We start from the raw sequence: 13595 nt of genomic DNA, 5'->3' as shown, positions 1-13595 counted from the left end.
GGACGCCTGGGCCGGGGGTGGCGTTGGGCCCTCGCGCGGTCCCCTACGCTGGTGCACATGTGTGGAATCGTTGGATACGTCGGCACGACGAACGACGGCACGGCGCTCGACGTCGTCATGGAGGGTCTGGCCCGTCTCGAGTACCGCGGCTACGACTCCGCCGGCGTGGCGCTCCTCGACGGAGACCACGTGGAGACCCGCAAGAAGTCGGGCAAGCTCGCCAACCTCACGGCGGAGCTCGAGGCACGCCCGCTGCCGGCCTCCACGACCGGTATCGGCCACACCCGCTGGGCCACCCACGGCGGCCCCACCGACCAGAACGCCCACCCGCACCGCGGTGGGAAGGACGGCAAGCTCGCCCTCATCCACAACGGCATCATCGAGAACTTCCACGCCCTGAAGCAGGGCCTGCTAGCGGACGGCGTCGAGTTCGCGAGCGAGACCGACACCGAGGTCGTCGCCCACCTCGTCGCCGCCGCCTACGAGCAGCACCGTGACCTCACCACCGCGATGCGCGCCGTCGTCGCCGACCTCGAGGGCGCGTTCACGCTCCTCGCCATCCACGCCGACCAGCCGGACGTCGTCGTCGGCGCCCGGCGCAACAGCCCGCTCGTCGTGGGCCTCGGCGAGAACGCCAACTACCTCGGCTCCGACGTCGCGGCCTTCATCGGCCACACGCGCCACGCGCTCGAGCTCGCGCAGGACCAGATCGTCACGATCACGCCTGAGGGAGCCACCGTCGTCAACTTCGACGGCACGCCCGCGGAGGGCAAGGCGTACGAGGTGACGTGGGACGCGGCGGCCGCCGAGAAGGGCGGCTACGCGACGTTCATGGAGAAGGAGATCAACGACCAGCCCCACGCCGTTCGCGACACGCTCCTCGGGCGCACCGACCCCGAGGGCCGGCTCATCCTCGACGAGCTGCGGATCTCCGAGGAGCAGCTCAGGAACGTCGACCGGATCACGATCGTGGCCTGCGGCACGGCCGCCTACGCCGGCATGACCGCGAAGTACGCCATCGAGCACTGGACCCGCATCCCCGTCGAGGTCTCGCTCGCACACGAGTTCCGCTACTGCGACCCGATCGTCAACGAGCGGACCCTCGTGGTCTCGATCAGCCAGTCGGGCGAGACCATGGACACCCTGATGGCCGTCAAGCACGCCCGCGAGCTCGGCGCGCTGACGATCTCGATCTGCAACACGCACGGCTCGACCATCCCGCGCGAGTCCGACGCCGTGCTCTACACGCACGCCGGCCCCGAGATCGCCGTCGCCTCGACCAAGGCCTTCCTGGCCCAGATCACCGCGAGCTACGTCCTGGGTCTCTACCTCGCGCAGCTGCGTGGCGGCTCGTTCGCCGACGACGCGCAGTCGGTCATGAAGGAGCTTGCCGGCGTCCCGGCCAAGATCGAGACGCTGCTCGCGCAGATGGGCCGCGTCAAGGAGATCGCGAAGTTCATGGCCGACACCCGCTCGGTCCTCTTCCTCGGGCGTCACGTCGGCTACCCCGTCGCGATGGAGGGTGCGCTCAAGCTCAAGGAGCTCGCGTACATCCACGCCGAAGGCTTCGCCGCCGGCGAGCTCAAGCACGGCCCGATCGCGCTCATCGAGCCGGGCCAGCCGGTCTTCGTCGTCGTGCCCTCGCCGACGAGCGAGCACGGCCTGCACGGCAAGGTCGTCAGCAACATCCAGGAGATCCGAGCCCGCGGCGCCCGCACGCTCGTCATCGCCGAGGAGGGCGACGAGGCCGTCGAGCCGTTCGCCGACGAGGTGATCCGGGTGCCCGCGACGTCCCCGCTCCTCGCCCCGCTGCTCACCGTCGTACCGCTGCAGGTCTTCGCGCTGTGGCTCTCCACGGCCAAGGGCCTCGACGTCGACCAGCCGCGCAACCTCGCCAAGTCGGTCACGGTCGAGTGACGTGATCGTCGGGGTCGGGATCGACGTCGTCGACATAGCGCGTTTCGAGGAGACCCTCGAGCGCACGCCCGCGTTGCGCGAGCGGCTCTTCACCCCCGAGGAGCGCGGCCACGGCATCGCCTCGCTCGCGGCCCGCTTCGCCGCCAAGGAGGCGCTCGCCAAGTCGCTCGGGGCCCCGGGCGGCATGGAGTGGACCGACGCGCGCGTCGTGACGAACGGCGACGGACGCCCGTCGCTCGAGATCGGCGGCACGGTCCTGGCTCGCGCCAGCGACCTCGGCGTCGACTCGTTCCACCTGTCCATGTCGCATGATGCGGGCATCGCGTCGGCCGTCGTCGTCGCGGAGGGCTGATGATCCGCGCCCACTCCGTCGACGCCGTCCGGGCCGCCGAGGCCGCCGCCATGTCGGGCCTCCCCGAGGGCGAGCTCATGGCGCGCGCCGCCCGTGGTCTCGCCGAGGTGGCCATCGCGCGACTCACCGACACCGAGGGCGCGACGGTCGTCGGGCTCGTCGGCGCCGGCGCGAACGGGGGCGACACCCTGTATGCCGTCGCCCACCTCGCCGAGTCGGGCTTCGCCTGCGCCGTGGTGCTGGTGCCCACGTCGGGCCGCGACGGCGTGCATGCCGCGGGACTCGACGCGGCCGAGGCCGCCGGCGTCATGGTCCACGTCGCGAGCGACGACCCCGACGCGGCGACGCACGTCGTCGCCGAGGCGGACGTCGTGCTCGACGGGATCGTCGGCATCGGCGGACGACCTGGCCTGCGCCCTGAGGCCGCCAAGCTCGTCGACGCCGTCGACGACGACGCGTGGGTCATCGCGGTCGACCTCGCGAGCGGGCTGGACCCCGCAGGCGAGGACGGTGAGGACGACGCCGTGTGGGCCGACGAGACCGTCACGTTCGGCACGCCCAAGCCCGTGCACCTCCTGCCGGCGGGGGAGGCGGCCACCGGTCGGCTCACCGTCGTCGACATCGGGCTCGACGTCGACGACGTCCCCGCCGCCGTCGAGCGGCTGACGTGGGACGACGTCGCGGACCTCTGGCCGGTGCCGGGCCGAGGCGACGACAAGTACTCCCGAGGTGTGCTGGGCGTCGTCGCCGGCAGCGAGGCCTACCCGGGTGCCGCGGTGCTGTGCACGACCGCCGCTGCCGAGTCCGGCGTCGGGATGGTCCGCTACGTCGGCACGCCGACGCCCGTCGCCCTCGTGCACCAGGCCGTGCCCGAGGCCGTCGTGGGCGACGGACGCGTCCAGGCGTGGGTCGTCGGGCCAGGGCTCGACACCGAGGCGGACGACGACCGGGCACGTGCCCAGCTCGAGACCGCCCGCGCCGCGCTCGCGAGCGACCTCCCCGTCGTCGTGGACGCCGGGGGGCTGGCCCTCGTCGAGGGCCGGCGTGAGGCACCGACGGTGCTGACCCCCCACGCGGGCGAGCTCGCCCGGCTCCTGACCCGTCTGGCGAGCCCGTCCGCGGGGACGGATGACGGTGCCTCGGGCGATTCCAGCGCCTCGGTGAGCCTGGACGACGGCGGAAGTCCCGTCATCAGTCCCGCTGACGCCGGGAGCGGCCCCGACCACGAGGTCTCGGCCGACGACGTCACGGCCGACGACGTCACGGCCGACCCCCTCGGGCACGCGCGCCGCCTCGTCGCCCTCACCGGCGCCACCGTGCTCCTCAAGGGCGCCACGACGCTCGTCGTCACCGACGGCGAACCGGTGCGCTCGCAGGCCGACGCCCCGCCGTGGCTCGCCACCGCCGGCTCCGGTGACGTCCTGGCCGGCGTCATCGGCACCCTGCTGGCGGCCGGATGCGCCCCGCACGACGCCGCCGCCCTCGGTGCCCTCGTGCACGGGGTTGCCGCCGACCGCGCCTCCGGCGGTGGCCCGCTGCGGGCTCTGGCGGTGGCACACGGCATACGGCCGACGGTGCGTGACCTGCTCGCCCGGGGGCGGTCGGCGCCCGGCTGAACCGTGCGGCCGCGTCGCGCGCGAGGCCCTGCACCCGGACGACCCACACGAACTGCGAGACTGCACTGATGAGCCAGATCGACGCCACAGACGCCGAACGGACCACCCTGCCCAGGTCAGCGGAGGGCTCCGGGCCCTCGCCGCAAACTCTGCCGGACACTCGGCCGGACACCCGCGGCACGACGGTGTGGGCCGAGATCGACCTCACGGCCCTCGAGGCCAACGTCCGCACGCTCCGCGCGCTCGCGCCCACCTCGGCGTTCATGGCCGTCGTCAAGGCCGACGCCTACGGGCACGGCCTGCTCCCGGTGGCGCGAGCGGCGCTGCGCGGCGGAGCCACGTGGCTCGGCGTCGCGCAGTTCGCCGAGGCCTTCGCCCTGCGTGACGCGGGAATCACCGAGCGGCTGCTCACCTGGCTGAGCGTGCCCGGCTCGGACTTCGCCGGCGCGATCGCGCGCGACATCGACCTGTCCGCGTCCGCGACGTGGGTCCTCGACGAGGTCGCGGCTGCTGCACGGTCGCTCGGGCGCATAGCGCGGGTGCACCTGAAGGTCGACACCGGCCTCGGCCGCGGCGGTGCCTACGGGCAGGACTGGGTGGACCTCGTGCGCCACGCCCGTCCGCTCGAGGCCGAGGGCGCGATCACCGTCGTCGGCATCTGGACCCACTTCGCCCACGCCGACGCGCCGGATCACCCGACCGTGCTCGCGCAGCAGGAGCGCTTCTTCGAGGCCGTCAGCGAGGCCGAGCGCGAGGGCTGCCGCCCCGAGGTGCGACACCTCGCCAACTCCGCCGCGACTCTCCTGCACCCGAGCGCGCACGCCGACCTCGTGCGTCCCGGCATCGCGATGTACGGCCTGACCCCGGTCCCGCAGGTCGACGACGACTTCGGCCTGCGGCCGGTCATGACCGTCCGCGCCCGGCTCGCCCTGGTCAAGCGGCTCCCCGCGGGGCAGGGCATCAGCTACGGCCATGCATACGTCACCGACGTCGACACGGTCGTCGGCCTCGTGCCTGCCGGCTACGCCGACGGCATCCCGCGCAACGCGACCAACGTGGGTCCGCTCCTCGTCGGTGGGCGCCGCACCGCGATCGCGGGCCGGGTGTGCATGGACCAGCTCGTCGTCGACCTCGGGCCGGGGTCGACAGCGGCGGCCGGCGACGTCGTGACCCTCTTCGGTGGCGCCCCGGGCGAGCCGACCGCGCAGGACTGGGCCGATGCCACAGACACGATCAGCTACGAGATCGTCACGCGGCTCGGCGCGCGCGTGCCCCGGCTGCACTCCGGCGGAGCGGGCGAGGTCGACCGCCAGGGCGCCGGCGCATGAGCCCGCGCCGCAACCCCGTCATCGGCATCGCCGCCGCGACCCTCGGTGTCGCCGGTGCCGTCGCCGCCGGCATCGCGGCCGACCGGGCCGGCAGGCACCGGGCCGCCATGGAGGCCCTCGAGACGCCGGAGCTGCTCGACATCACCGCCGACGAGGAGCACGTCCTGCTCACCGACGACGGGGTAGCGCTCCATGTCGAGGTCGACCTCCCGTCGCCGGATGCCGCGGCTGCCGCGGCGCAGGGCGCGACCCGGCACGGGCGCCGCGATGAGCTGCCGACCGTCGTGCTCACCCACGGCTACTGCCTCAGCCTGCGGTGCTGGGTCTACCAGAGGCGCGCACTCAAGGCCGCCGGCTACCGCGTCGTGTCGTGGGACCAGCGCGGCCACGGCCGGTCGACCCGCGGGCACAAGGACAGCTACACGATCGACCGGCTCGGCAAGGACCTCCTCACGGTCATCACCGAGGTCGTCCCCGAGGGCGACCTCGTCCTCGTCGGCCACTCCATGGGTGGCATGACGATGCTCGCGCTGGGTGAGCACGAGCCGCGCCTCGTGGTCGACCGTGTCGTCGGAGCAGCGTTCGTGGCGACGAGCCCCGGCGGGCTCATGCTCGCCAACGGCGGACGCGTCGCGACCTTCGGCCGTCTCCTGCTCGAGCGCCTCGGCCCCGGTGTCCTGGGCTCGCTCAGCAACCGACCCGAGCTGTTCAGCAGGATGAGGCGGGTCGCCCGCGACCTGGAGTACTTCCTCGTCGAGCAGAACTCCTTCGCCTCGCCCGTGCCCCGGTCGGTCGTGCGCTACACCGCCGACATCCTGCTCAGCACGCCCCTCGACGTCGTCAACGACTACCTCCTGACGTTCGACGGCTTCGACAAGCGGCCGGCGCTGCTCGAGTTCCGCCACTCGATGGTCCTCGTCTTCAACGGCCGCGAGGACGTCCTCACGCCGCCGTCGCACAGCGAGCTCATCGTCGAGGGCATCCCCGGTGCCGAGCACGTCGTCGTCAACGACGCCGGCCACGTCATCATGCTCGAGCACCCGGAGCTGCTGAACGCCCATCTGGTCCAGCTCGTCGACCAGTCGACGCGGGCCAGGGCCGAGCAGATCGAGGTCTCGAAGCAGCCCCGCGTGCGCCGGATCGTGACCGATGTGGCCAAGAACCGCCGCCAGCGCCGCCTCGAGAAGGAGGCCGCCGAGCTCATGCGCTCCGGGCGGGGCAAGCCGGCCCGCACCAGGGGAGCGTGAGGCGGCGTGGAGCGTGAGGTCCGGTGGGACACCAGGGACGACACCCAGGACTTCGGCCGGCGGCTCGGGGCGCTGCTGCGCGGTGGCGACGTGCTCGTGCTCACGGGCGACCTCGGCGCCGGCAAGACGACCCTGACCCAGGGCATCGCCGAGGGACTCGGGGTGCGCGGCCCGATCACCTCGCCGACGTTCGTCATCGCCCGTGTGCACCCGTCGCTCGTCGGCGGCCCTGATCTCGTCCACGTCGACGCCTACCGTCTGGGGAGCGCCCTCGAGCTCGACGACCTCGACCTCGACGCCGACCTCGACGCGAGCGTCACCGTCGTCGAGTGGGGCGCCGGCCTCGCCGAGCAGCTGAGCGAGGACCGGCTCGAGCTGACCATCACCGGCGACGACGTGCGCACCGCCCGGCTCGTCGGTGTCGGTGACCGCTGGGCGGGCGTGCTGGACGCACTCGCCCCCGCAGCATGAAGGGGCGCGCGAAGTCAGCCGGGGCGTGACTGGCGCGCTGGGTTGGGCTCCGATGGGCGCGCGAACGCAGCCGGGGCGTGACTGGCGCGCTGGCAGCCCGCGTCGCGTGCTCGGATAGCCTGACGCTCGTGCTGCTGCTCGCGATCGACACCTCGACGACTGCCATCACCGTCGGCCTGCACGACGGCTCGGGCGTGGTCGCCGAGACGACAACCCTCGACGCACGCGCCCACGCCGAGCACCTGGCGCCGGGCATCGGGGCCGCCCTCGCAACCGTCTCTGCGGGGCCCGGTGACGTGACGGACGTCGTCGTCGGCATCGGGCCCGGGCCGTTCACCGGCCTGCGCGTGGGCATCGTCACGGCCCGCACTTTCGCTTTCGCCCTCGGCATCCCGGTACGTGGCCTGACGAGTCTCGACGCGGTCGCCCACCAGGCGTGGCTCGCGGGCCGCCGGGGAGACCTGCTCGTGGCGACCGACGCACGCCGCAAGGAGGTCTACACCGCGGCGTACGCCCTGGGCGACGCCGGCGCGCGCCGCACGGCCGAGCCCACGGTGTCGCGGGCCGCCGACCTGCCGGACGAGCTGCGGGCGCTGCCCACGGCGGGTCGCGGACCGGCGCTCTACGGTGACGCGTTGCCTCACGGCATCGAGCTCCTCGACGTCAGCGGCGCCGCCCTCGCCGACCTCGCGGTACGCCGCCTCGCGGACACGACGTCGCCCGACCTCGACGGGACGCTCCAGTGGACCGAGCCGGGCCGCGGGTTCGACGGGCTCGAGCCGTTGTATCTTCGCCGGCCCGACGTCTCACCGGCCGCGCCGACCACGAAGTCGACCCTCGGATGACGGTGGCCACGACCCCCAGCCAGCCCACGGGCGCGCACGGCGTCACGCTCCGCGACCTCCAGTGGACCGACCTCGCCCACCTCGCCGCTCTGGAGCAGCAGCTCTTCGCCGACGACGCGTGGTCGGAGGCGACGTGGTGGAGCGAGCTCGCCAGCCGGCCCCGCCGTGACTACGTCGTCGCAGTGACCCCCGGCGGGACCATCGCCGGGTATGCCGGGCTCGACGTCTCGGGGGACGTGGCCGACGTCATGACCATCGCGACCGCCCCGGCCCAGCAGGGCCGCGGTACGGGCCGTGTCCTGCTCGACGAGCTCGTCCGCAGGGCCGTGGGCCGCGGCGTCGAGGCCTTGCTCCTCGAGGTGCGTGCCGACAACGAGGCCGCCCGCCGGCTCTACGACCGGGCGGGCTTCGAGGTCATCTCGGTGCGCCGCCGCTACTACCAGCCGGGAGACGTCGACGCCCTCGTCATGCGCCTCCTGCTCACGAAGGGAGACGCATGAGCGACGAGCCGCTCGTCCTCGGCATCGAGACGTCGTGCGACGAGACCGGTGTCGGCATCGTCCGCGGCCAGACGCTGCTCGTCGACACCGTCGCGAGCAGCGTCGACGAGCACGCCCGTTTCGGCGGGGTCGTCCCGGAGGTCGCGAGCCGGGCCCATCTCGAGGCGATGGTGCCGACGATCGACCGCGCCTGCCGCGAGGCCGGCGTCTCCCTCCGCGACCTCGACGCCATCTCCGTGACGTCCGGTCCTGGGCTCGCCGGCGCGCTGCTCGTCGGTGTCGCTTCTGCCAAGGCCCTCGCCCTCGCCCTCGGCAAGCCGATCTACGGCGTGAACCACCTCGCCTCGCACGTCGCCGTCGACATCGTCGAGCACGGCCCGCTGCCCGAGCCGACCATGGCGATGCTCGTGTCCGGCGGCCACTCGTCGCTGTTGCTCGTCCCCGACGTGACCAACGACGTCCGGTCGCTCGGCGCCACCATGGACGATGCGGCGGGCGAGGCCTTCGACAAGGTCGCGCGGGTGCTCGGCCTGCCTTTTCCGGGCGGACCGCACGTGGATCGCGCTGCGCGAGAAGGCAACCGGCTGGCGATCGACTTCCCGCGCGGACTCACGACCGGCCGTGACCTCGAGCGGCACCGGTTCGACTTCTCGTTCTCGGGCCTGAAGACCGCGGTGTCGCGCTGGGTCGAGCTGCGCCAGCGCGCCGGGGAGAACGTGCCCGTCGCCGACGTCGCCGCGAGCTTCCAGGAGGCCGTCGTCGACGTCCTGACCCGCAAGGCGCTCCTCGCCTGCAAGGAGCACGATGTGGAGCACCTGCTCATCGGAGGCGGGGTGGCCGCGAACTCTCGGCTCCGGGCGCTCGCCGAGGAACGCTGCGCCAAGGCAGGCGTCGTCCTGCGGGTGCCGCGGCCGGGTCTGTGCACCGACAACGGGGCCATGGTCGCGGCCCTCGGGGCGCAGATGGTGGCCAAGGGGCGCGAGCCGAGCGACCTCGGGCTGCCCACCGACTCCTCGATGCCGGTGACCCTGGTCCAGGCGTAGCGGGCCGCTGCGTCGCAGCCCGAACAGGCGCGGGCCCGAGCCGGACCGACGGACCGCCCCGAACCGGCATACGGCAGCAGCCGTGCACGTGGTGCCACGCGCTCGTGGCGGTCCGTCTGTCCACGGATCAGCCGCAGTGGGCCAGTCCCATGCGCAGCTTGAGGTCGACGACGCGGGTCGCCGACTGCTCGACGCGCTCGGCGAACGCCGGGTCGTCGTCCATGGCCTGCGTGATGGCGTCGTGCATGATCGGCACCGTCGACGGGCGAGCGGTCAGGGTGATGTCGCCGCCTGCCTCGATGAACCGCGTCGCACGCTCCCCGGTGGGCACGTCGGCCACCGCCTTGGCGGCGCCGACGTCGTCGGTGATGACGACCCCGCGGTACGAGAGCCGGCCGCGCAACAGGTCCGTCACGACGGCCTTCGAGAAGAGCGCGTTGACGCCCGGGTCGATGCGGCTGTACTTCGCGGAGCCGACCATGACGAGGTCGACGTCGTCCTCGATCCCGGCGCGGAAGGGGGCGAGGTAGGGGTCGGTCGTCGTCGTGGTGCGGTCGGTGATGCCACGCGCCGTGACGTCGGTGTTGCCGGTGATGCGGCCGATGCCCGGGAAGTGCTTGATGGTCGAGGCGATCCGCCCGGCGTGCATGCCCGCGATGAAGGCGCGGACCATCGTCGCGTTGCGGACCGGGTCGCTGGAGTACTGCCGGTCGTACTGTCCGATGGGTCCGTTGGCGGTGCCGATCGAGCTCGGCACGGTGTCGGCGACCGGGGCGAGGTTGACGTTGATGCCGGCGGTCTGCAGCTGGCGTGCCCAGCGGGTCGCGTCGGCGGTGAGGTCGGCCGGGGTGTCGCGGTTCTGGACGCGGGCCGACGGCATACGGCTGAAGCCCTCGCCACGCAGCTGCTGCACAGCACCCCCCTCCTGGTCCGCCGCGATGAGAAGTCCCAGACCGGCGGTGTCCTCCTGCGATGCGAGTGCCTCGAGGTGGCGGGTCGTCGCGCGCACCCGCTCGGCGCCGCGGGCCCAGCCGCCGAGGAGGATGACCCCGCCGAGGTGCCGCCGCGCGACGAGCCGGTCGAGGCTCGTGCGGCTCGCACCGTTGTCGAGCCCGACCATGAGCAGCTGGCCGGCGCGCTCGTCGGCGTCCATCCCGGCGACGATTCGCGACGCGCACGACGTCGGCGCGGTGGCCGTGCCGGTGGGCGTCGGCGTTCCCGTGCTGGTCGGGGTACCGCTCGGCTCCGTGCTGGTCGAGCTCGACCCGCTGAGCGGCGGAGCAGAGGCTGTCGACGGCGCCGACCGTGTCGACGCGGTCGACGAGGTGCCGGGCGTGGTCGCCGTGGGGCCCGGGACCGTGGAGCACGCGGCCGTGAGTGACACGGCGACGGCCGCGACGACGGCCCACCGGACCCGCGTGGGGTGGTGGCGTCGGGTCAGGCTCTGGCGCATCGTTCGAGCCTATCCCGCGTGTCTCGGCGCCGGATGGGCCCGGGGGCGGCCGGACGCTAGCCGGGCGCCCTCGGCCGGCCGGGGTGCCCCCGCCGGCGCGCAGAGCCGGTACGTTGCCGCGTGTGACGACCGAACCCATCCCCGTCGTGCTCGACGTCGACACCGGTGTCGACGACGCGTGCGCCCTGCTGCTCGCCGCCCTGCATCCCGCTGTCGACCTGCGCGCCGTGTCGTGCGTCGGCGGCAACGCCCCCGTCGACGACGTCGTGCGCAACACGCTGCTCGTCCTCGAGACCGCCGGCCGCACGGACGTGCCCGTCGCGCGGGGCGCCGAGCGGCCGCTGCTCGAGTCGCCCGTCCACGCCCGCCACGTCCACGGCGAGGATGGCCTCGGCGACCTCGGCTGGCCGGCCCCCACGTCGACGCCTGACCCCCGCCACGGCGTCGAGCTGCTCCGGGACGTATGCCGTGCGGCTGTCACCGAGGGCCGCCCGGTGACGCTCGTGCCACTCGCGCCGCTGACGAACATCGCGCTGCTGCTCCGCACGCATCCGGACGTCGCGGCGGGGATCTCCGAGATCGTCTTCATGGGCGGCGCCGCCGACGTGGGCAACGCGACGGCCTCGGCCGAGTTCAACATCTTCCATGACCCCGAGGCGGCCGCGATCACGCTCGACGCCGCTGCCGACCTCGGCATCCCCGTGACGATGTACGGCCTCGACGTCTTCTACGCGCCGGCGGTGGGCAGGGCCGAGGCCGCCGAGCTCGTGGCCGTCGGGGGCCGCGGCCCCGCCGAGCTCGGCGGGCGGCTCATGGACTTCCAGCGCGAGCGCCTCGGTGGCGAGGTCGCGACGATCGGCGACGCGGGCGCCGTCTGCGCCGTCATCGACCGCGCCGTGCTGCGCACGGAGACGCTGCCACTGCGCGTCGAGCTCGCGGGCGCCTGGTCGCGCGGCCGCACCATCGTCGACCGTCGTGACTGGAGCGGTGCGATCCAGCACGACCCGCACGGCGAGGCGCCGGTGCGGATCGACGTCGCGCTCGGGGTGGACGGCGAGCGCTATGCCCGGCTCTGGGTGGACACCCTGCTCGGCCGAGTGGGGAGGCGCTGATGGGCCGCGTCATCGTCGTCGGGTCGCTCAACGTCGATGTCGTCACGAGGGTCGAGCGACACCCTGCCCCGGGGGAGACGGTGCTCGGTGAGGCCGGTGGCCGGTTCGCGGGCGGCAAGGGTGGCAACCAGGCCATGGCCGCCCGACGCGCCGGTGCCGAGGTGACGATGGTGGCGGCGGTCGGCACCGACGAGGCCGGGAGCGCCTACGTCGCCCGCCTCGAACGCGCCGGCATCGAGCCGCGCGTGCAGCACCGTCCCGAGGACCCCACCGGTACGGCCCTGATCACCGTCGACGAGGCCGGGGAGAACTCCATCATCGTCGTCGCCGGGGCCAACGCCCGGCTGTGGCCCGAACCCCTCGACCTCGGAGCCGCAGCGGGCGACGTCGTGCTGATCTCGCTCGAGGTCGACCTCGACGCGGTCTGCCACGTGGCCCGGCGTGCCCACGCGGCCGGAGCGCGCGTCGTGCTCAACCTCGCGCCGTATGCCGTCCTGCCGCCCGACGTCATCGCGCTCGCCGACCCGGTCGTCGTCAACGAGTCGGAGATGCGACAGCTGGCCGACTCCGACCTCATCCCGGAGTCGCTGCTCGTGACCTTCGGTGCAGCGGGAGCGCGCTGGGGGCCGCACGGCGTGGACGGCATTCCGGTCGCTGCCCGCGAGGTCGGCGACACGGTCGGTGCGGGCGACGCGTTCTGCGGCGCGCTCGCCGCGGCGCTCGCCTCGGGTGCGGACACGCAGGCAGCCCTCGAGGCGGCGAACGCCGCAGGCTCGGCGGCGGTCCGCTGGGTCGGCGCACAACCCGACGCAGCCCTGTGACGAGACCCGGCACCACGCGTACCTTGGCAGTTACGTAACTAACCGGTTACGCTCAGAGGATGAGTGGCACCTGGGAGGCGCTCACCGACCCGACACGACGTGCGATCGTGGAGCACCTCGCGCGCGACGAGCTGACGGCGGGAGAGGTCGCCGCGCTCTTCGACACGGCACGCCCCGGCACCTCACGCCACTTGCGCGTGCTGCGCGAGGCGGGCCTCGTGGAGGTGCAGCCCGTCGGGCAGCGTCGCGTCTACCGGCTCGCGCCCGCCGCCCTCGACGAGGTCGAGCAGTGGTGCCGCGACGTCCGCTCCTTCTGGGGGCAGCGCCTCGACGCGCTCGACACCGAGATCGCCCGCGGGGCGCGGGCCCGACGACAGGAGCAGGGATGAGCGAGCTGACGCAGGTGCTCGGCCGGATCGAGCGCGCGGCGGACGGCGTGACCGTCGTCTTCGACCGGCACTACGCAACCGGTCGGGACGACCTCTGGCAGGCCTGCACCGACCCCGGGCGGCTCGCGCGCTGGTTCGCGCCGGTCAGTGGCCAGCTCCGCCCGGGCGGCGACTTCACGATCCACTTCGGCGACGGCGACACCCCGCCGTGCCGCGTCGTCTCGTGCAACGCGCCCGAACGGCTCGTCTGGGAATGGCCGATCGCGGAGGTCGCGACCGTCGTCACGGCCGAGTTCGCCACCGACGGTGAGGGCTCGCGCCTCGTCCTGCGTCACACACGTCTCACGCCCCGACAGGCGGCGGGGTATGTCGCCGGCTGGGACGCGTACGTGCGCTCGCTCGACGCCCACGTCGACGGCATCCAGGCGCCCGACTGGGACACGACGTGGAACGCGTTGCATGCGCGCTACGCCGAGGCTCTTCACGGACTCTGACCCGGCG

At 73.5% G+C, this 13595-nt stretch carries 14 protein-coding genes; 13 read left to right on the top strand and 1 reads right to left on the bottom strand.

From position 1 onward, the window contains the following. The first annotated feature begins 57 nt into the window (after positions 1-57). The 9 genes from glmS (at position 58) to tsaD (ending at position 9319) form a co-directional block, all read left to right on the top strand. The gene (gene glmS / locus H9I49_RS12105; protein ID WP_188030637.1) at positions 58-1917 is read left to right on the top strand and encodes a glutamine--fructose-6-phosphate transaminase (isomerizing); all 1860 of its coding nucleotides are present in this window, start codon (positions 58-60) and stop codon (positions 1915-1917) included. 1 nt (position 1918) lies between these two features. Then, positions 1919-2269, top strand: a complete 351-nt coding sequence (locus H9I49_RS12100) for a holo-ACP synthase (RefSeq protein WP_188030636.1) — start codon at positions 1919-1921, stop codon at positions 2267-2269. Beyond that, the gene (locus H9I49_RS12095) at positions 2269-3885 is read left to right on the top strand and encodes a bifunctional ADP-dependent NAD(P)H-hydrate dehydratase/NAD(P)H-hydrate epimerase (RefSeq protein WP_188030635.1); all 1617 of its coding nucleotides are present in this window, start codon (positions 2269-2271) and stop codon (positions 3883-3885) included. Before H9I49_RS12100 ends, H9I49_RS12095 begins: the two co-directional genes overlap by 1 nt. Before the next feature lie 68 nt (positions 3886-3953). Further along, positions 3954-5213: an alanine racemase gene (alr, locus tag H9I49_RS12090; RefSeq protein ID WP_188030634.1), complete on the top strand. Its 1260-nt coding sequence runs from the start codon at positions 3954-3956 to the stop codon at positions 5211-5213. Then, a complete protein-coding gene (locus H9I49_RS12085) occupies positions 5210-6460 on the top strand; it encodes an alpha/beta fold hydrolase (RefSeq protein WP_188030633.1) in 1251 nt (416 codons plus the stop codon). Before alr ends, H9I49_RS12085 begins: the two co-directional genes overlap by 4 nt. A 6-nt stretch (positions 6461-6466) precedes the next feature. Next, a complete protein-coding gene (gene tsaE, locus H9I49_RS12080) occupies positions 6467-6931 on the top strand; it encodes a tRNA (adenosine(37)-N6)-threonylcarbamoyltransferase complex ATPase subunit type 1 TsaE (protein WP_188030632.1) in 465 nt (154 codons plus the stop codon). Between the two features lie 77 nt (positions 6932-7008). Then, on the top strand, positions 7009-7776 hold the full coding sequence (tsaB, locus tag H9I49_RS12075; protein WP_370587546.1) for a tRNA (adenosine(37)-N6)-threonylcarbamoyltransferase complex dimerization subunit type 1 TsaB: 768 nt from the start codon (positions 7009-7011) through the stop codon (positions 7774-7776). Then, positions 7773-8276 (top strand): ribosomal protein S18-alanine N-acetyltransferase, encoded by a 504-nt coding sequence (gene rimI / locus H9I49_RS12070; protein WP_188030631.1) that lies wholly within the window; start codon positions 7773-7775, stop codon positions 8274-8276. The genes tsaB and rimI overlap by 4 nt, the downstream gene beginning before the upstream one ends. Beyond that, positions 8273-9319: a tRNA (adenosine(37)-N6)-threonylcarbamoyltransferase complex transferase subunit TsaD gene (gene tsaD / locus H9I49_RS12065; protein ID WP_188030630.1), complete on the top strand. Its 1047-nt coding sequence runs from the start codon at positions 8273-8275 to the stop codon at positions 9317-9319. The genes rimI and tsaD overlap by 4 nt, the downstream gene beginning before the upstream one ends. 127 nt (positions 9320-9446) lie before the next feature. On the opposite strand, the gene H9I49_RS12060 is transcribed toward tsaD, so the two are convergent. Next, positions 9447-10772, bottom strand: a complete 1326-nt coding sequence (locus tag H9I49_RS12060; RefSeq protein ID WP_188030629.1) for a glycoside hydrolase family 3 protein — start codon at positions 10770-10772, stop codon at positions 9447-9449. Positions 10773-10894: 122 nt separating this feature from the next. Here H9I49_RS12060 and H9I49_RS12055 point away from each other — a divergent pair, with 122 nt between their 5' ends. Genes H9I49_RS12055 through H9I49_RS12040 form a run of 4 tightly spaced genes read left to right on the top strand, consistent with a single transcriptional unit; the run spans position 10895 to position 13588 of the window. Beyond that, entirely contained in the window at positions 10895-11884 is a 990-nt protein-coding gene (locus H9I49_RS12055) for a nucleoside hydrolase (protein WP_188030628.1), read from the top strand. Next, positions 11884-12705, top strand: a complete 822-nt coding sequence (locus H9I49_RS12050; RefSeq protein WP_188030627.1) for a PfkB family carbohydrate kinase — start codon at positions 11884-11886, stop codon at positions 12703-12705. Before H9I49_RS12055 ends, H9I49_RS12050 begins: the two co-directional genes overlap by 1 nt. Positions 12706-12764: 59 nt before the next feature. Next, positions 12765-13094, top strand: coding sequence for a helix-turn-helix transcriptional regulator (locus H9I49_RS12045; protein WP_188030626.1), 330 nt, complete (start codon positions 12765-12767; stop codon positions 13092-13094). After that, positions 13091-13588 carry an SRPBCC family protein gene (locus H9I49_RS12040; protein WP_188030625.1) on the top strand — a complete coding sequence of 166 codons (498 nt, stop codon included), beginning with the start codon at positions 13091-13093 and terminating at the stop codon, positions 13586-13588. The genes H9I49_RS12045 and H9I49_RS12040 overlap by 4 nt, the downstream gene beginning before the upstream one ends. Positions 13589-13595: the final 7 nt, after the last annotated feature.

Source organism: Terrabacter sp. MAHUQ-38 (genome assembly GCF_014518425.1).
In the GTDB taxonomy this organism is placed as follows: Bacteria; Actinomycetota; Actinomycetes; order Actinomycetales; family Dermatophilaceae; genus Terrabacter.
Note: the sequence above shows the minus strand (reverse complement) of the source record. Positions and strands in the feature narration are given on the sequence as shown.

Coding starts and splice junctions, on each gene's coding strand:
- glmS (WP_188030637.1), top strand. CDS start 58: ATGTGTGGAATCGTTGGATACGTCGGCACGACGAACGACGGCACGGCG.
- H9I49_RS12095 (WP_188030635.1), top strand. CDS start 2,269: ATGATCCGCGCCCACTCCGTCGACGCCGTCCGGGCCGCCGAGGCCGCC.
- alr (WP_188030634.1), top strand. CDS start 3,954: ATGAGCCAGATCGACGCCACAGACGCCGAACGGACCACCCTGCCCAGG.
- H9I49_RS12085 (WP_188030633.1), top strand. CDS start 5,210: ATGAGCCCGCGCCGCAACCCCGTCATCGGCATCGCCGCCGCGACCCTC.
- rimI (WP_188030631.1), top strand. CDS start 7,773: ATGACGGTGGCCACGACCCCCAGCCAGCCCACGGGCGCGCACGGCGTC.
- tsaD (WP_188030630.1), top strand. CDS start 8,273: ATGAGCGACGAGCCGCTCGTCCTCGGCATCGAGACGTCGTGCGACGAG.
- H9I49_RS12060 (WP_188030629.1), bottom strand. CDS start 10,772: ATGCGCCAGAGCCTGACCCGACGCCACCACCCCACGCGGGTCCGGTGG.
- H9I49_RS12050 (WP_188030627.1), top strand. CDS start 11,884: ATGGGCCGCGTCATCGTCGTCGGGTCGCTCAACGTCGATGTCGTCACG.
- H9I49_RS12045 (WP_188030626.1), top strand. CDS start 12,765: ATGAGTGGCACCTGGGAGGCGCTCACCGACCCGACACGACGTGCGATC.
- H9I49_RS12040 (WP_188030625.1), top strand. CDS start 13,091: ATGAGCGAGCTGACGCAGGTGCTCGGCCGGATCGAGCGCGCGGCGGAC.